Origin of the sequence: Methyloversatilis sp., from assembly GCF_051861465.1 — a bacterium.
In the GTDB taxonomy this organism is placed as follows: Bacteria; Pseudomonadota; Gammaproteobacteria; order Burkholderiales; family Rhodocyclaceae; genus Methyloversatilis.
Map to the genome: position 1 here is coordinate 116,515 of NZ_JBHYCQ010000010.1, position 16,086 is coordinate 132,600.

A 16,086-nucleotide genomic window follows, 5' to 3' on the forward strand; every position below is an offset into this window, starting at 1 on the left:
CCCGGTATCCGGCCGCCCGTCGCGACGCTCTCCCCTCCGCTGCGCGCCGGGCTGGCTGACGCGCCGTGGTCTGGGCGTGCCCGTCGGACGCGGAACATCCCCTGATGCAGGGCATCCTGCTCGCCGCCGGCTACGGCAGGCGCTTCGACCCGAGCGGCCAGAGCAGCAAGCTGCTGGCGCGCCTGCCCGATGGTCAGATCGTGGCTGCGCAGGCGGCGCGCACGCTGTGCGCGGCGCTGCCCGGCAGCATTGCCGTGATCCGGCCGGATCAGACCGCACTGGCTGCGCAGCTGCGCGAGGCCGGCTGTCACATTCTCGAAAGCAGTGAAGCCGAAGGCGGCATGGGCAGCGCGCTGGCACATGCGGTACGCGCGACGTCAACGGCCGAAGGCTGGCTGGTTGCGCTGGCTGACATGCCGTGGGTGCCCGTCGCCGCCATCCGTGCCGTGGCCGGTGCCATCGACACCCCGAAGCGCATCGCCGCCGCCGCTTTCGACGGCCAGCGTGGCCACCCGGTCGCATTCGGCGCGCACTGGGCGCCACAACTGGCCGCCCTGCACGGCGACCGCGGCGCCCGCGACCTGCTGCGTGACGCCGACCTGCTGCGGGTCGACATTGGCAGCGCCGATGTGCTGCGCGACATTGACCTGCCCGCCCACCTTCCGCGCTGACAGCGGCCGCGCGTGACGACCACGGATCGTCGCTGCCCGCGCGCTCGAACCGGCGAAGGTTCATAATCCGCGTACCCGTCTCGTCAGGTACGCGCGATGCCAAACGTCGATTCGTCCGAAGGCCCTGCCGGTGATCCCGGTACATCGCTGACCGAACAGATGCGCTGGCTGCATGCACGGGTGCGCCATCATCATCCGCAGGTGCACCGCATCGCCATCGCGCTGTACGACAGCCGGCACGACATGCTGAAGACCTATGTCGACAGCGGCGACGTGCCGGATCGGCTGGCCATGTACGAGCGTCCCCTGGCCGACGTCCCTTCGCTGTTCGATCTGGCGCACACCCACTCCGCACGGGTCATTCACGACCTGGCGCGCTTGCCGCCGCCGCATGGCGAGCACACGCTGTGGCTGCTGGCGCATGGCTATCGCAGCAGCTATACGGTGCCGCTCTACCAGTCGGCGAAGCTGCTTGGCTTCCTGTTCTTCGATTCGCGTCGCCCGGGCCTCTTCGACAGCCGGTTGCTGCATGAGCTGCAGATGTATGTGCAGCTGTGCCGGCTGTCGGTGCTCAACATGTTCAATCTGTCGCAGGCGGTCGCCGGGATCGCGACGACTCCCGGCGCAAGGGCGCACCTGCGCGACATCGAAACCGGACGTCACCTCGACCGCATGTCGAGCTACAGCCGCCTCATCGCAAAAGCCGTTGCGCCGCAGTTCGGGCGCGACGACGAATTCGTCGAACACGTTTATCTGTTTTCACCGCTGCACGATGTCGGCAAGGTGGGCGTCGCCGACAGCGTGCTGCTGAAGCCCGGGCCGTTGACGGTCGACGAGCGTGCTGCCATGCAGGAGCACGTGACCCTGGGCGCCTGGCTGATCGACTCGATGATGGAGGAGGGCGGCATCACCGCAACGCCGTATTTCGCGGTGCTGAACAACATCGTGCGCTGCCATCACGAATTCCTGGACGGCAGCGGCTATCCGCAACAGATGGCGGGAGATGCGCTGCCACTGGAGGCGCGCATCGTTGCGACCGCCGACATTTTCGACGCGCTCACGTCGGTGCGCCCTTACCGCACGCCGTGCAGCAATGACGAAGCGCTGGCCGAGCTGCAGCGCATGGCCGACGCCGGCCAGCTTGATGCGCACTGCGTATCGGCGCTTGCCGGCTCGACCCGCGGCGTGGCGGGCATCCAGCAGAAATTCGGCCTGACCGCCTGACGGGGCGCAGAGCCTAGTTCGAGCCCGTCTCGATCCAGCCCTCGCAGGCCGGGCGGTCAACGCTGCGCACCTGCATCCAGCGCTTGAGCGCGCCACCCCGCTCGCGCGGCCATCGGGTTTCGCGGTGGTCGAGCACCGTGAACGCTTCCTTGTCGCCCTGGCGGCCGCGCAGCGCCCTGAGCTGTTCGCGGTTGTAGGCGCAGACCGATGACTGCATCTGCTGGATCGACCGCGTGAGGCTGTGGCGTTCCTGCGTCGTTTCGCTGCCGGTTTCCGGCTGGGGGAACAGCGGCACTTTGACGGTGAGCACGCCGTCAATGCCCTCGAACGGCAGTTTCACGGTATCTCCGACGGCGGGGGGTGCGGCCTGGGCGGCTGTCATGCAGGCGAATGCGGCGAGGGCAAGCAGGTGTTTCGGGGTCATCGGTCGTCGGGTCGGCTGAACACGGCGACGATGGTACCGAACATTCAGCCGCCGCCCTGTGCCCGCGCGAGTTCGAGCATGTCGCGCGCCTCGACCGAGTCCGGCTGCGCCATCAACCAGCCGCGACAATGGCGCGCCAGCTCGTCCCAGCGTCCCTCGTGCTCGAACTGCACCGCCTGCAGGAAAGGTGCGCGCGCCGCACCCGCCTCGGCCCAGAAAGGCGTCTGATCGGGCAGGCGCGGCTTGATGCCTGCCGCCAGCACCTCGGGCACCCAGTCGGCCGGGATGGCGAAGAACATGCTCTTGTCCGGACTGAGCTTGTAGAAGGTCAGGATGCCGATGAGCCGCCCCTCGTGGTCGAACAGCCCGCCGCCTGACGCGCCCGCGGCGAAGGCGGCGCTGCCGCGCAGCACGCGGCTGCCCTCCATCGCATACAGCTGCTTCACCTCGCCCACGTCGTAAGCGAAGCGCCCGGCGGTGAAGCCGAGGCTGAACACCACGTCGCGCTTGCTGACCTGGCTGGACGGAATCAGCGGCGCGGCGCGCGTGCCGATCTGGTCGGATTTCAGGATGCACAGGTCGCGCCGGTAGTCGGCCGCGACCAGATCGACGGTGAGCGCCTCGCCGGTCTGCACCACGACGCCATGCGTCGCTTCGCCCAGCACATGGCAGCTGGTCGCCAGCAGACCCGGGCCGACCATGACCGCCGATCCGCTCGAGGTGCCGCGCGGGCTTTTCGCGTACAGCTGGAACACCGTGCGGGCCGCGCCCGGTACGCGCTCGTACAGGGCGTCGTTCGACACCGCCGAGTCATCGGCCGGGGCCCATGCACACAGCGCGCTGAGACAGACTGCTGCCGACAATCGCTTCATGGAGCCCCCGGGAATGTCTGGATCGGATCACATGCGCTTGGTGTCGCCAATCGGCCAACGGTTCCGTTGCCGCCCTCGGTGCGAACAGTCGTTTACCATCGGCCGATGGACGCAACGCCGATGACCGCCTCGATGGCCCCTCTCGTACCGCCGCATGCCCCGGCCGGCTGGCAGGCCCGCATCGCGCTCGATTACCGCCTGTCCGGCGGCCGCAGCGTGCTCGCGCGGCGCGAACACGTCGGTCCGCTGCGCGTGCAGAAGGCGCTCTATCCGGAAGGCGACGCGGTGTGCCACACCCTGCTGCTGCATCCGCCGGGTGGCATCGCAGGCGGTGACGCGCTGCAGGCGGACATCACCGCCGCCGACCGCGCGCATGCGCTGATCACCACGCCGGGCGCGACCAAGTGGTATCGCAGCGCCGGGCCGGCGGCGCAGTCCGGCCTGTCGATGCACATCGGCGCCGGCGCCTGCGTCGAATGGTTGCCGCAGGAAGCCATCGTGTTCGACGGCGCGCGGGCGCACATCGCCAGCCGCATCGAGCTCGATGCCGGCGCGCACTTCATCGGTCTGGATCTGTATTGCCTGGGTCGCACGGCCAGCGGCGAGCGCTTTTCCCGCGGCGAACTGAAGCTCGACACGCGCGTCGTCCGTGGCGGCAAGACGCTGTGGCTGGAACAGGCGCGGCTGGACGGCGATTCGCCGCTGCTGCAGTCGGCCGCCGGACTGGCCGGTGCGCCGGTGTTCGGTACGCTGCTGTGCGCAGGTTTCGACGCCGATGACGCCTTGCTGGCCGCCTGCCGTGCGCTGCCCTGTGCCCGGGGCGAGGGCGGCGTCACCCGCTTGCCCGGTCTGCTGGTGGCGCGTTACCGCGGGGCCTGTAGCCAGTCGGCCCGGGCATGGTTCGTGCATCTATGGTCGCTGGTGCGACCGGCAATGACCGGGCGAGCGGCGCAGCCGCCCCGTATCTGGGCGACCTGAAGGTCGATGGACAAGCTGTTCGACACCCCTGAAAGCGGAAGAAAAGAACAACGATGGAACTGACGCCACGCGAAAAAGACAAGCTGCTCATCTTCACCGCGGCCCTGCTCGCCGAACGCCGGCGTGCGCGCGGTCTGAAGCTGAACTACCCGGAAGCGGTGGCGCTGATCACTGCCGCCATCATGGAAGGCGCGCGCGACGGACGCAGCGTCGCCGAACTGATGAGCTTCGGCACCACCCTGCTCGGCCGTGACGACGTCATGGAAGGCGTGCCGGAAATGATTCCGGACATACAGGTGGAAGCCACATTCCCCGACGGCACCAAGCTGGTGACCGTCCACCAACCCATACAGTGAGGCGCTTCGGTGAGCGATGAGGAAGTCGAGCTGGCCCGTCGTCTTGCGCGCTTCAAGCTCAGCGTGCGGCGTACGCTCGGCGTGTCGGTCAATCTCGACGCGCTGCTGGTCGACCTCGATTACCGCACCCGAACCCTGTCAGAGATCGAAGAATTGACCGACGACGAAGAATTGCTGGTGAACCTGCTGCTGGTGCGCGATCTGCTGTCGAAGAAGCGCGACAGCGCAGATGACGAAGCAGGCACCAAGCCCGTGCGCGATTACCGTTTTGGTGCGCGCTCGGGGTGAGGCGACGGATGCACAAGCCATGTGTCCCGGCCGGCACGCCCTCGTTGTTGGGCATCGCTGCGCTCACCCCAACCTGCGGGTCCTCGCCGTACGCGACGGGTTTCGTAGATTGGGGTGAGCGCAGCGATGCCCGACATCCCCCGCCACACAACCGCGCACAGCCCACATGAAGCCAGTCAGGAACAACACATGATTCCCGGACAGATGCAGGTCGCCGACGGCGACATCGAACTCAACGCCGGCCGCGCGACGATCACGCTCGACGTGCGCAACACCGGCGACCGGCCGGTACAGGTCGGTTCGCACTACCACTTTGCCGAAACGAACGACGGGCTCGATTTCGACCGGGCCGCGGCGCGGGGTTTCCGGCTGGACATCGCAGCCGGGACCGCGGTGCGTTTCGAACCCGGCCAGCTGCGTACCGTGCAGCTGGTCGCACTGGCCGGCGACCGCCGGGTTTTCGGATTTCAGGGCCGCGTTCAGGGCCCGCTTGACCCCCTTGGAGACAGGACATGACCAGAACGACAGTGGCGCTTGTGGCGCTGTGGAGCAGTGCGGCCTCGGCACACGATGGCGAACATCACGGCAGCCTGCTTGCCACGCTGATGCATCTGGTCAGCCAGCCCGACCATGTCGCGATGATCGCTGCTGCGGCCATCCTCGGCGGCGTCGGTGCCCTGGTGATGCGCCGGCGTGCCCGCGCAGCGCGCCGCATGTTCGGCAAGCAGTGAGCCGGTGATCCCGTTCCGATGAGCACACGGATCAGCCGGCAGGCCTATGCGGAAATGTTCGGCCCGACCACCGGCGACCGCGTCCGGCTGGCCGACACCGGACTGTGGATCGAGGTCGAACGCGACTACACGATCTACGGCGAAGAGGTGAAGTTCGGCGGCGGCAAGGTGATCCGCGACGGCATGGGCCAGAGCCAGCGCCTGAGCGCCGACGTGATGGATACCGTCATCACCAACGCGCTGATCGTCGACCACTGGGGCATCGTGAAGGCCGACATCGGCCTGAAGAACGGCTTCATCGCGGCGATCGGCAAGGCCGGCAATCCGGACATCCAGCCCGGTGTCGGCATCGTCATCGGCCCGGGCACCGAAATCATCGCCGGCGAAGGCATGATCGTCACCGCCGGCGGCATCGACAGCCACATCCACTTCATCTGTCCGCAGCAGATCGAGGAGGCGCTGATGTCCGGCGTCACGACGATGCTGGGCGGCGGCACCGGACCGGCCACCGGCACCTATGCCACCACGTGCACGCCCGGTCCGTGGCACATCCACTCGATGCTGGCCGCGGCGGAAGCGTTCCCGATGAACCTCGGCTTTCTCGGCAAGGGCAATGCCTCGTTGCCCGGCCCGCTGCGCGAACAGGTCGAAGCGGGCGTGATCGGGCTCAAGCTGCACGAGGACTGGGGCACCACGCCGGCGGCCATCGACAATTGCCTGTCGGTGGCCGAGGACATGGATGTGCAGGTCGCCATCCATACCGACACGCTGAACGAATCCGGTTTCGTCGAAACCACCATCGCCGCGTTCAAGGACCGCACCATCCATACCTTCCACACCGAAGGCGCGGGCGGTGGTCACGCGCCGGACATCCTGCGCGCGGCGTCGATGCCCAACGTGCTGCCGTCATCGACCAACCCGACGATGCCCTATACCGTCAACACCATCGACGAGCATCTCGACATGCTGATGGTGTGCCACCACCTCGACGCCGCCATCGCGGAAGACGTGGCCTTCGCCGAAAGCCGCATCCGGCGCGAAACGATCGCCGCCGAAGACATCCTGCATGACCTCGGCGCCTTCTCGATGATGTCGTCCGACTCGCAGGCCATGGGCCGGGTCGGCGAAGTGATCATCCGTACCTGGCAGACCGCGCACAAGATGAAGCTGCAGCGCGGCACCCTGAGCGATGTGTCCGGCACGTCGCCGGCGGCCGACAACTTCCGCGTGCGTCGCTACATCGCGAAGTACACGATCAACCCGGCCATCACGCACGGCATCGGCCACATCGTCGGCTCGATCGAAATCGGCAAGCTGGCCGATCTGGTGCTGTGGAAGCCCGCCTTCTTCGGCGTCAAGCCCAGTCTGATCCTGAAGGGCGGCATGATTGCCGCTGCCGCGATGGGCGACCCGAACGCGTCGATCCCCACGCCGCAGCCGGTGCACTACCGACCGATGTTCGGCAGCTTCGGGGGCGGCCTGCGCACCTCGCTCACCTTCGTGTCGCAGGCGGCGCTGCACAATCCGCGCGTCGCCGCACTGGGTCTCGCCAAACGGCTCGAACCGGTGCGCAACACGCGTACGATCCGCAAGTCCGACATGGTGCTCAACAGCTGGCAGCCGCAGATCGACGTCGATCCGGAAACCTACGCCGTGCGCGCCGACGGCGAGCTGCTGGTGTGCGAGCCGGCCGAGGTGCTGCCGATGGCGCAGCGCTATTTCCTGTTCTGACGCGGATGGTTTTCTTGCCGCGACATCCGCGGTAGACACACACATGCTGCTGATCGAATCCTTCGCGCCGGCCGACGCCGCGCCGGCCGAAACACTGACGCTGTCGTTCGAGCTGCGCGCCAAATGCCGGCTGCGCACCCACCTCGATTCGGGCGAAGAGGTCGGCCTGTTCCTGCCGCGCGGCACGATACTGCGCGGCGGCGACCGGCTGGCCGGCAATGATGGGCGCGTCGTGCAGGTCGTTGCGGCCGCCGAAACGGTGACCGAGGCGCGCAGCGCCGATGCGCTGCGTGTCGCGCGGGCGGCCTATCACCTTGGCAATCGCCATGTCGCGGTCGAGGTGCAGCCCGGCCTGCTGCGGCTGGCCGCCGACCATGTGCTGGCGCAGATGCTGGCGGGTCTGGGGCTGGAGGTGACCGAAGCCCGCGCGCCCTTCGAACCGGAGGCCGGCGCCTATGGCGGCCAGCCGGCGCACCACACGCACGCCCATGCCGAGGAAACCGGCGCGAAACTGCATCTGTTCGGTGGCACTGCGTGACACCCCTGGCGCTTGTCCGCCTGCTGCATCTGGCCAGCCCGACGCTGCCGGTCGGTGCGTTCAGCTATTCGCAGGGGCTGGAGTGGCAGGTGGATGGCGGCGCCATCCGTACCGAGGCGGATGCCGGCGACTGGATACGGGCCGTGCTCGACGCCGGTGTCGCGCGCTTCGAGCTGCCTCTGCTGGCGACGCTGATGCGCGCCTGGTCAGCGGCCGATCACCGCGCGCTCGCGGCGCTCAACGACGACTATCTGGCCAGCCGCGAGGCGGCCGAACTGCGCGCCGAAACGGTGCAGATGGGCTATTCGTGCGCGCAGCTGCTGAAGGCGCTCGACGCCTGCCGCGGCGTCGCCGAGGTGCTGGCGGACATGAGTGAACCCGCGTTTCCGACCGCCTGGTCCGGCGCTGCGGTGGCGCTCGAGGTGCCGGTCGGCCCGGCGCTGACCGCCTGGACCTGGGCCTGGGCGGAGAACCAGGTGATGGCCGCGATCAAGGCGGTGCCGCTCGGCCAGACCGCCGGCCAGCGCCTGCTGATGATGCTGGGCGAAGCCATTCCGTCGCGCGTCGACGCCGCCATCGACCTGCCGCGCGCGGACTGGAGCAACTTCGCGCCCGGTCTGGCCATCGCCAGTTGCCGGCACGAAACGCAGTATTCAAGGCTGTTCAGATCATGAAGCGCGCCTGTGGGAGAGGCGTGCTCGCTGCAATAGTGCGCCCCCCCTGTGGCAGCGGCGGTCTCGCCGCGATCCTCACTTCGATCTGCGACCATCGCGGCACGATCGCGGCGAGGCCGCCGCTCCCACAGGGGCCGCTTCCAGATGGACAACGCCCACAGTTGCTGCGCCATCGCCCCCTCTGACAAAAAGGTATACATCGTGACTTCACCTACTCCCCGCCCGCCGCTGCGCGTGGGCATCGGCGGCCCGGTCGGTTCGGGCAAGACGGCGCTGACGCTGGCGCTGTGCCTCGCGCTGCGCAGCCGCTACAACATCGCGGCGGTGACCAACGACATCTACACCGAGGAAGACGCGCAGTTCCTGGTGCGCAACCAGGCGCTGCCGCCGGAACGCATCATCGGCGTGGAAACCGGCGGCTGCCCGCACACCGCGATCCGCGAGGACGCGTCAATCAATCTCGAGGCGGTGGCGCGGTTGAATGCGCGCTTTTCCGGGCTTGAGGTGATCCTGATCGAATCCGGCGGCGACAATCTTGCGGCGACCTTCAGCCCGGAATTGTCCGACCTCACGCTGTACGTGATCGACGTGGCGGCCGGCGACAAGATTCCGCGCAAGGGCGGGCCGGGCATCTGCAAGTCCGACCTGCTGATCATCAACAAGATCGATCTCGCGCCCATGGTCGGCGCGTCGCTCGACGTGATGGAGCGCGACGCGAAAAAGATGCGCGGCGAACGACCCTTCGTGTTCTCGAACATGAAAACCGGCCACAACCTCGACACCATCATCGCGTTCATCGAGCGTGAAGGCATGCTGGGTGGCGTCTGATTAGCGAGTGAGACCGGAGTGAAAGCCGGCTGAACACTGCGCTGCTGCACCGCAACAGCTGCGTTGCCGCTACACTCGCGCAACTTTTTCGCAAGGTGGGCGCGTGAAGATCATCATCCTGGGCGCGGGTCAGGTCGGCTCGTCGGTGGCCGAGAATCTGGCGTCGGAAGCGAACGACATCACTGTTGTCGATACCGACGCGGAGCGCTTGCAGGCGCTGCAGGACAGGCTGGACTTGCGCGTGGTGTTCGGCAACGGGGCCAGTCCGCTGGTGATGCGCCAGGCCGGCGCCGAAGATGCCGACCTGCTGATCGCGGTCACCGCATCCGACCAGACGAATCTGTGTGCCTGCCGCATCGCGCAGACGCTGTTCAACCTGCCGACCCGCATCGCCCGCCTGCGCTCGATCGATTACGCCGACTACCCGCAGCTGCTGGACGACGACAACTTCGCGGTCGATTTCTCGATCTGTCCGGAACAGGAAGTCACCGACTACCTGAAGCGGCTGGTCGCCTTTCCGGAAGCGCTGCAGGTGCTCGAATTCGGCAAGGGCCGGGTGACGATGGTGGCGGTGCGCGCGGTCGGCGGCGGGCCGCTGGTCGGCGGGCCGGTCAAGGCATTGCGTCAGCACCTGCCGGGCATCGACGCACGCATTGCGGCCATCTACCGGCGCAACAACGCCATCATTCCGGACGGCAATACCGTGATCGAACCGGGCGACGAGGTGTTCTGCCTCGCCGCCAGCGAACACATCCGCGCGGTCACCGCCGAACTGCGCCGGCTCGACAAGCCGATGCGCCGCATCATGATCGCCGGTGGCGGCAACATCGGCTTCCGGCTCGCCACGTCGCTGGAGAAGGATTACGAACTCAAGCTGATCGAACACTCGCGGGTGCGCGCGGAGTTCCTGTCCACCCATCTGCCGAAGACGCTGGTGCTGGCCGGCGACACCACTGACGAGGTGTTGCTGGAAGCCGAGAACATCGACGACATGGACCTGTATCTCGCGCTGACCAACGACGACGAGAACAACATCATGTCCAGTCTGATGGCCAAGCGCATGGGCGCCGGCCGCGTGGTGGCGCTGATCAACCGCAAGGCCTACGTCGATCTGGTGCAGGCGGGCGCCATCGACATCGCCATTTCGCCGGCTCAGGTGTCGATCGGTTCGCTGCTTGCCCACGTGCGCCGCGGAGACGTGGTCGCGGTGCACAGCCTGCGCCGCGGTGCGGCCGAGGCGCTCGAACTGGTGGTGCACGGCGACCGCAAGACCTCGAAGGTGATCGGCCGGCGGATCGAGGAAATCGGTCTGCCCGAAGGTGCGCTGATCGCCGCCATCGTGCGCCGCACGGACCGTCCGGTCACGATAGGCGTGTCCGACCAGGCGTTGCAGGAAACGCACGATGTGGTGATCATTCCGCACCACGACACGGTGATCGAGCCGGAAGACCACGTGATCGTGTTCTGCTCCAGCCAGAAACTGGTGTCGCGCGTCGAGCGGCTGTTCCAGGTCGGCTTCGGTTTCCTCTGATGCTGTCGGTCATCAATGTACTGGGTCGCCTGCTGATCGTGTTCAGCGCGGCCTACCTCGTGCCGATCGCCTGTGCGCTGATCTACGACGACGGCTCGGCGATGCCCTTCGTTGACGGCATGGCGATCAGTGCGATCAGCGGACTGCTGCTCTACCTGGGCACGCGCGGCCGCTACGCCGAACTCAAGCCGCGCGACGGCTTCATGCTGGTCAGTTCGGCCTGGCTGTGCATGGCGGTGATCGCCACCGTGCCCTTCATGCTGACGCTCGACTCGCTGAGCTTCACCGACGCGCTGTTCGAGGCGATGTCGTCGCTGACCACGACCGGCGCCACCACGCTGGTCGGGCTCGACACCCTGCCGCCGGCGCTGAACCTGTGGCGCCACCTGCTGCAGTGGCTGGGCGGCATGGGCATCATCGTGTTTGCGGTCGCCATCCTGCCGCTGCTCGGTGTCGGGGGCATGCAGCTGTACAAAGCCGAAATGCCGGGCCCGATGAAGGAGAACAAGCTGACGGCCCGCATCACCGACACCGCCAAGGCCCTGTATTCGATGTACATCGGCCTGACCATCCTGTGCATCCTCGCACTGAAGCTGGCCGGCATGGACTGGATAGACGCCATCTGCCACGGTTTTTCCGCGCTCGGGCTGGGTGGTTTCTCGACCCGGGACGCGAGCATCGGCGCCTTTGATTCAGTGGTCATCGAAGGGGTGCTGATCCTGTTCATGATCTTTGCGAGCATGAACTTCGCGACTCACTTCATCGCCTTCCAGCGGCGCTCCATCGGGCCCTATCTGCGCGATGCCGAAGCCAAATCCATCCTGCTCGTGCTGGGCGGCAGCTTCATCGGGCTGACGCTGTACATCCACTTTCAGGATGTGCACGAGGATTTTCTGCTGACGGCGCGCCACGTGGCGTTCAATCTGGTGTCGATCGCGACCAGCAGCGGGTACGCCAGCACCGACTACGGCACCTGGCCGCTGTTTGCACCGCTCTGGATGCTGTTTCTGGGCGCGATCACCGCAAGTTCGGGTTCGACCGGCGGCGGCATCAAGATGATGCGTACCCTGGTGCTGATGGGCCAGAGCCGGCGTGAAATGGTGCGCCTCATCCATCCCGCGGCGGTGCATCCGCTGCGCGTCGGACGCACGCCGGTGTCGGATCGCGTGGCGCAGGCAGTGCTCGGTTTCATCTTCGTCTACTTCATGAGCATCGTGCTCGTGACCTTCGTCTTGCTGCTGTCCGGCGGTGATTTCCTGACCGCCTTCACCGCTGCCTTTTCCTGCATCAACAACATCGGCCCCGGTCTGCAGGAAGTCGGCCCGGCCACCAATTTCTCGTCGCTGACCGACTTCCAGACCTGGGTGTGCAGCTTTGCCATGCTGCTCGGGCGCCTCGAAGTGTTTTCGTTGCTCATCCTGTTCACGCCGGGCTTCTGGCGCAAATAGCGCCACCTCGCCGACCGGCGGCCGCATCGGCTATCCTTGCTGCCTGCGAAAACCGCTCGAACCAACCCTCCGGGACTCACCATGGCCGCTCCCCGCAACGACTCCTTCCTGCGCGCACTGCTGCGCCAGCCGACCGATCACACACCGATCTGGCTGATGCGCCAGGCTGGCCGCTACCTGCCGGAATACTGCGCGACCCGCCGGCGCGCCGGCAGTTTCCTGCAGCTGTGCAAGTCGCCGGCCATGGCCTGCGAAGTCACGCTGCAGCCGCTGGAGCGTTTCCCGCTCGACGCCGCCATCCTGTTTTCCGACATCCTGACCGTGCCCGACGCGATGGGGCTCGGGCTTTACTTTGCCGACGGCGAAGGCCCGAAGTTCGAACGTCCGGTGCGCTCGGAAGCCGCCATCCATGCGCTGCGGGCGCCCGATCCGCACGACGAGCTGCGCTATGTGGTTGATGCAGTCAGCGAAATCCGTCGCGCGCTCGACAACTCGGTGCCGCTGATCGGCTTCTCGGGCAGCCCGTGGACGCTGGCCAGCTATATGGTCGAAGGCGGCGCATCGGATGACTACCGTCACCTGAAGACGCTGATGCTGGACCGCCCCGATCTGCTGCACCACCTGCTGGGCGTCACCGCGCAGGCGGTCACCGACTACCTGAATGCGCAGATCGAAGCCGGTGCGCAGGCCGTCATGATTTTCGACTCATGGGGCGGCGCCCTGTCGGCGCACGGCTATCTCGAATTCTCGCTGGCCTACATGCAGCGCATCATCGCCGGGCTCAAGCGCGAGCACGACGGCGAGCGGGTGCCGGTCATCATGTTCACCAAGGGTGGCGGTCAATGGCTGGAGGCGCAGGCCGATGCCGGCGCCGATGCGCTCGGCCTGGACTGGACGACCGACATCGGTCTGGCGCGCCAGCGCGTCGGTCACAAGGTCGCGCTGCAGGGCAATTTCGATCCGACCGCGCTGTTTGCGCAGCCGGCATCGATCGCCCGCGAAGCCGAACGCATTCTCGACAGTTACGGCCCGCACCCGGGTCATGTGTTCAATCTGGGCCACGGCATTTCGCAACACACGCCCCCGGAGCACGTTTCCGCGCTGGTGGACGCCGTACACCGCCACAGCCGGTCGATTCGGGCCGCTGCAGGCGTGTAAACCGCGTCCTGCGGCGCTTTGCGCAAGGCGTGCAAAAGTGCCGCAGGGGTTGACTTATGCACAGTCCGCCGCTCAGGGCGCCGGCACGCCACGGATGGACAAGCCATTTTCCCCTTGACATCCAAGCCATTGGTTTCAATGGACAATTTTTTTTCTTGACGCCTGTTCAAAAATTTGGTGGAAAAAGCGTCCGGTCAAGTCACTGATCGCAACGAAGTTTCCCACAAAGTTATCCACAGCCTTTCCGCGCCTCAAACCCGTGTCGCCTGAGTGGCTTGCGGCCCGGATCGATCAGTCTTCTTGAACGACATGCCGCAAGTGACTGAATCCATTGATAGCGCCCGACAGGCCTTGGATAGCGCGGCGCTGCCACGGTCCGCTCCCTTGTTGCAGGTGGCGCTGGCACGACCGATTCCGACGCTGTTCGACTATGACGCGTCCGCCTTCCCTCAGGTCGAACCCGGCTGTCGCGTCCGGGTACCGTTCGGCCGCAGCGAAGTCTGGGGCATTGCCTGGGGCTGGCGCGTCGACGGCGACCTCGACCCGGCGCGCATCAAGCCGCTGCTGGCCGTCGACCCCCGCAGCGTGCCGTTGCCGGCCAGCTGGCGCGCGCTGGTCGATTTCGTCGCCCACTATTATCAGCAGCCGATCGGAGAAGTCGCCGCGATGGCGGCACCGCCGGCGATCAGCGCCACGCGCGCACAGCGAGCCGTGCGCAGGTTGCGCGCCAGCGCCGCCGGCCGCGCCGTGCTCGACACCCTGCCGGCGCGCGACGTCGGTCGCAAGCTCATCACTGCGCTGATCGCCGCCGGGTCGCTGAACGAAGGCGAACTGCGTGCGCTGTCGGCGCGCGCCGGTGTGGTGATGCAAAGCCTGCTCGAACGCGGCCTGATCGAAATCGCGCTGGCCGAGGTGCCGGCGGAAGCGGCGCACGCGCTCGGCATCGATCAGGCCAACGCGCTGGCTGCACTGCTGGAGCACCCCGGGTACGCGGTCAGCCTGCTGCATGGGGTGACCGGCAGCGGCAAGACCGAGGTCTACCTTCGCTTGATCGAGACGCAGATCGCTGCCGGCCGGCAAAGCCTGCTGCTGGTGCCCGAAATCGCGCTGACGCCACAGCTGCAGGCGCGTGTCGCGGCGCGTTTTCCGCGTGCCTGCCTGCACGTGATGCACAGTGAAATGAGCGACGGCGCGCGCGCCATGGCCTGGGCCGCCGCGCAGTCAGGCGAGGCGGACATCGTGCTCGGCACGCGGCTGGCGGTGTTCGTGCCGCTGCCGCGCCTGGGCTGCATCGTGCTCGACGAGGAGCACGACGCGTCGTTCCGGCAGACCGAAGGCGTGCGCTATTCGGCGCGCGACGTCGCGATCTGGCGTGCACGCGCGGAAAACGTGCCTATCGTGCTGGGCAGCGCGACGCCGTCGCTGGAATCGCTGCGCCACGCCATCGACGGCCGCTACCGCTGGCTGCGTCTCACCACGCGCGCCGGCGAGGCCAGCCTGCCCTCGGTGAGGCTGATCGATACGCGCGTGCAGCGCGCCGAGGAAGGCCTCAGCGCACCCATGCTCAAGGCCATCGAACAGCGGCTCGAACGGGGCGAACAGAGCCTGCTGTTCATCAACCGACGCGGTTACGCGCCGGTGCTGAGCTGCCCGGCCTGCGGCTGGGCGGCGAGCTGCACCCAGTGTTCCGCCCATCTGGTGCTGCACGCGGTGGATCGCCGGCTGCGCTGTCACCACTGCGGCGCCGAAGGCCCGGTGCCGCGCGCCTGTCCGACCTGTGGCAACCAGGACATCCAGGGTTATGGCCGCGGTACGCAGCGGCTCGAGGAGACACTCGCGCAACGCTTCCCTGCGGCGCGCCTGCTGCGCATCGACCGCGACAACGTTCGCGGACGCGAGCACTGGCAGCAGCAGCTCGATCTGATCCGCTCGGGCGCGGTCGATCTGGTGGTCGGCACGCAACTGCTCGCCAAGGGGCACGATTTTCCGGGCATCACGCTGGTTGGCGTCATCGGCGCCGATGCGTCGCTGCATGCCGCCGACTTCCGCGCGCAGGAGCGGCTGTTCGCGCAGCTGATGCAGGTCGGCGGTCGCGCCGGTCGGGCGGGCACGGCGGGCGAGGTGCTGATCCAGACGGCGCAACCGGATCATCCGCTGTTCGCCGCGCTGCGCGCGCACGATTTCGACGGTTTCGCGCGCAGCCAGCTGGCCGAACGTGCCCAGCTCGGTCTGCCGCCGCACGGTTTCCAGATCATGCTGAGCGCCGACGCGCCCGAGCTGGCACTGGCCACCGAGTTCCTTGCAGCGGCCCGCCGCGCCGCGCTGGCGCTCGACGTCGATGGCGTGCGGGTGTACGACGTGGTGCCGATGCGCATGGTGCGCCGCGCCGGGCGCGAACGCGCCCAGCTGGTGGTCGAATCGCGCAGCCGTCCGCCGCTGCGCGCGCTGCTCATTCCGTGGCTCGACAACCTGTACCGCCTGCGCCTCGCACGCGGCCTGCGCTGGCACATCGACGTCGATCCGCTGGAGGTGTAGTCACGGCGCGAGCTTGCTTGCGGAGGGTGGGCGAATGGCGAGGTTTTTGTGGGAGCACCGGCCTGTGGGAGCGGCGATCCACTGCCGGCCCGCAGAGCC

At 67.3% G+C, this 16,086-nt stretch carries 17 protein-coding genes; 15 read left to right on the top strand and 2 right to left on the bottom strand.

What is annotated here, in order from left to right; translation table 11 throughout:
• The first annotated feature begins 104 nt into the window (after positions 1-104).
• Together ACTIFF_RS14855 and ACTIFF_RS14860 are read left to right on the top strand one after the other, a co-directional pair.
• Positions 105-671 carry a nucleotidyltransferase family protein gene (locus ACTIFF_RS14855; protein ID WP_439537530.1) on the top strand — a complete coding sequence of 189 codons (567 nt, stop codon included), beginning with the start codon at positions 105-107 and terminating at the stop codon, positions 669-671.
• A gap of 96 nt (positions 672-767) precedes the next feature.
• On the top strand, positions 768-1,895 hold the full coding sequence (locus ACTIFF_RS14860; RefSeq protein ID WP_439537531.1) for an HD-GYP domain-containing protein: 1,128 nt from the start codon (positions 768-770) through the stop codon (positions 1,893-1,895).
• A 13-nt stretch (positions 1,896-1,908) separates the two neighbouring features.
• On the opposite strand, the gene ACTIFF_RS14865 is transcribed toward ACTIFF_RS14860, so the two are convergent.
• Together ACTIFF_RS14865 and ACTIFF_RS14870 are read right to left on the bottom strand one after the other, a co-directional pair.
• On the bottom strand, positions 1,909-2,319 hold the full coding sequence (locus ACTIFF_RS14865; RefSeq protein ID WP_439537532.1) for a hypothetical protein: 411 nt from the start codon (positions 2,317-2,319) through the stop codon (positions 1,909-1,911).
• Positions 2,320-2,363: 44 nt separating this feature from the next.
• Positions 2,364-3,191: a S1 family peptidase gene (locus tag ACTIFF_RS14870; RefSeq protein WP_439537533.1), complete on the bottom strand. Its 828-nt coding sequence runs from the start codon at positions 3,189-3,191 to the stop codon at positions 2,364-2,366.
• Positions 3,192-3,323: 132 nt separating this feature from the next.
• Between ACTIFF_RS14870 and ACTIFF_RS14875 the strand changes: the two genes are divergently transcribed.
• From ACTIFF_RS14875 to ACTIFF_RS14935, 13 genes are all read left to right on the top strand, one after another.
• Positions 3,324-4,169: an urease accessory protein UreD gene (locus ACTIFF_RS14875; RefSeq protein WP_439537534.1), complete on the top strand. Its 846-nt coding sequence runs from the start codon at positions 3,324-3,326 to the stop codon at positions 4,167-4,169.
• Positions 4,170-4,222: 53 nt separating this feature from the next.
• Positions 4,223-4,525 (top strand): urease subunit gamma, encoded by a 303-nt coding sequence (locus ACTIFF_RS14880; protein ID WP_257079829.1) that lies wholly within the window; start codon positions 4,223-4,225, stop codon positions 4,523-4,525.
• Positions 4,526-4,534: 9 nt separating this feature from the next.
• On the top strand, positions 4,535-4,813 hold the full coding sequence (locus ACTIFF_RS14885) for a hypothetical protein (protein ID WP_306475652.1): 279 nt from the start codon (positions 4,535-4,537) through the stop codon (positions 4,811-4,813).
• A gap of 189 nt (positions 4,814-5,002) precedes the next feature.
• Positions 5,003-5,329, top strand: coding sequence for an urease subunit beta (locus tag ACTIFF_RS14890; protein WP_257098077.1), 327 nt, complete (start codon positions 5,003-5,005; stop codon positions 5,327-5,329).
• The gene (locus ACTIFF_RS14895) at positions 5,326-5,544 is read left to right on the top strand and encodes a hypothetical protein (RefSeq protein WP_439537535.1); all 219 of its coding nucleotides are present in this window, start codon (positions 5,326-5,328) and stop codon (positions 5,542-5,544) included. Before ACTIFF_RS14890 ends, ACTIFF_RS14895 begins: the two co-directional genes overlap by 4 nt.
• 18 nt (positions 5,545-5,562) lie before the next feature.
• Positions 5,563-7,275: an urease subunit alpha gene (ureC, locus tag ACTIFF_RS14900; protein WP_439537536.1), complete on the top strand. Its 1,713-nt coding sequence runs from the start codon at positions 5,563-5,565 to the stop codon at positions 7,273-7,275.
• Positions 7,276-7,318: 43 nt separating this feature from the next.
• Complete coding sequence (gene ureE / locus ACTIFF_RS14905; RefSeq protein WP_439537537.1) at positions 7,319-7,813, top strand: urease accessory protein UreE; 495 nt, start codon at positions 7,319-7,321, stop codon at positions 7,811-7,813.
• On the top strand, positions 7,810-8,487 hold the full coding sequence (locus ACTIFF_RS14910; RefSeq protein ID WP_439537538.1) for an urease accessory protein UreF: 678 nt from the start codon (positions 7,810-7,812) through the stop codon (positions 8,485-8,487). The genes ureE and ACTIFF_RS14910 overlap by 4 nt, the downstream gene beginning before the upstream one ends.
• A gap of 234 nt (positions 8,488-8,721) precedes the next feature.
• Positions 8,722-9,315 carry an urease accessory protein UreG gene (gene ureG, locus ACTIFF_RS14915; RefSeq protein WP_439537547.1) on the top strand — a complete coding sequence of 198 codons (594 nt, stop codon included), beginning with the start codon at positions 8,722-8,724 and terminating at the stop codon, positions 9,313-9,315.
• Between the two features lie 103 nt (positions 9,316-9,418).
• Positions 9,419-10,846, top strand: coding sequence for a Trk system potassium transporter TrkA (gene trkA, locus ACTIFF_RS14920; RefSeq protein ID WP_439537539.1), 1,428 nt, complete (start codon positions 9,419-9,421; stop codon positions 10,844-10,846).
• Entirely contained in the window at positions 10,846-12,294 is a 1,449-nt protein-coding gene (locus tag ACTIFF_RS14925) for a TrkH family potassium uptake protein (protein WP_439537540.1), read from the top strand. The genes trkA and ACTIFF_RS14925 overlap by 1 nt, the downstream gene beginning before the upstream one ends.
• A gap of 81 nt (positions 12,295-12,375) precedes the next feature.
• The gene (hemE, locus tag ACTIFF_RS14930; RefSeq protein ID WP_439537541.1) at positions 12,376-13,452 is read left to right on the top strand and encodes a uroporphyrinogen decarboxylase; all 1,077 of its coding nucleotides are present in this window, start codon (positions 12,376-12,378) and stop codon (positions 13,450-13,452) included.
• 393 nt (positions 13,453-13,845) lie between these two features.
• Positions 13,846-15,987 (top strand): primosomal protein N', encoded by a 2,142-nt coding sequence (locus tag ACTIFF_RS14935; RefSeq protein ID WP_439537548.1) that lies wholly within the window; start codon positions 13,846-13,848, stop codon positions 15,985-15,987.
• Positions 15,988-16,086: the final 99 nt, after the last annotated feature.

Coding starts and splice junctions, on each gene's coding strand:
- ACTIFF_RS14890 (WP_257098077.1), top strand. CDS start 5,003: ATGATTCCCGGACAGATGCAGGTCGCCGACGGCGACATCGAACTCAAC.
- ACTIFF_RS14925 (WP_439537540.1), top strand. CDS start 10,846: ATGCTGTCGGTCATCAATGTACTGGGTCGCCTGCTGATCGTGTTCAGC.
- hemE (WP_439537541.1), top strand. CDS start 12,376: ATGGCCGCTCCCCGCAACGACTCCTTCCTGCGCGCACTGCTGCGCCAG.
- ACTIFF_RS14895 (WP_439537535.1), top strand. CDS start 5,326: ATGACCAGAACGACAGTGGCGCTTGTGGCGCTGTGGAGCAGTGCGGCC.
- ACTIFF_RS14860 (WP_439537531.1), top strand. CDS start 768: ATGCCAAACGTCGATTCGTCCGAAGGCCCTGCCGGTGATCCCGGTACA.
- ACTIFF_RS14870 (WP_439537533.1), bottom strand. CDS start 3,191: ATGAAGCGATTGTCGGCAGCAGTCTGTCTCAGCGCGCTGTGTGCATGG.
- ACTIFF_RS14875 (WP_439537534.1), top strand. CDS start 3,324: ATGGCCCCTCTCGTACCGCCGCATGCCCCGGCCGGCTGGCAGGCCCGC.
- ureE (WP_439537537.1), top strand. CDS start 7,319: ATGCTGCTGATCGAATCCTTCGCGCCGGCCGACGCCGCGCCGGCCGAA.
- ureC (WP_439537536.1), top strand. CDS start 5,563: ATGAGCACACGGATCAGCCGGCAGGCCTATGCGGAAATGTTCGGCCCG.
- ACTIFF_RS14880 (WP_257079829.1), top strand. CDS start 4,223: ATGGAACTGACGCCACGCGAAAAAGACAAGCTGCTCATCTTCACCGCG.
- ACTIFF_RS14855 (WP_439537530.1), top strand. CDS start 105: ATGCAGGGCATCCTGCTCGCCGCCGGCTACGGCAGGCGCTTCGACCCG.
- ACTIFF_RS14865 (WP_439537532.1), bottom strand. CDS start 2,319: ATGACCCCGAAACACCTGCTTGCCCTCGCCGCATTCGCCTGCATGACA.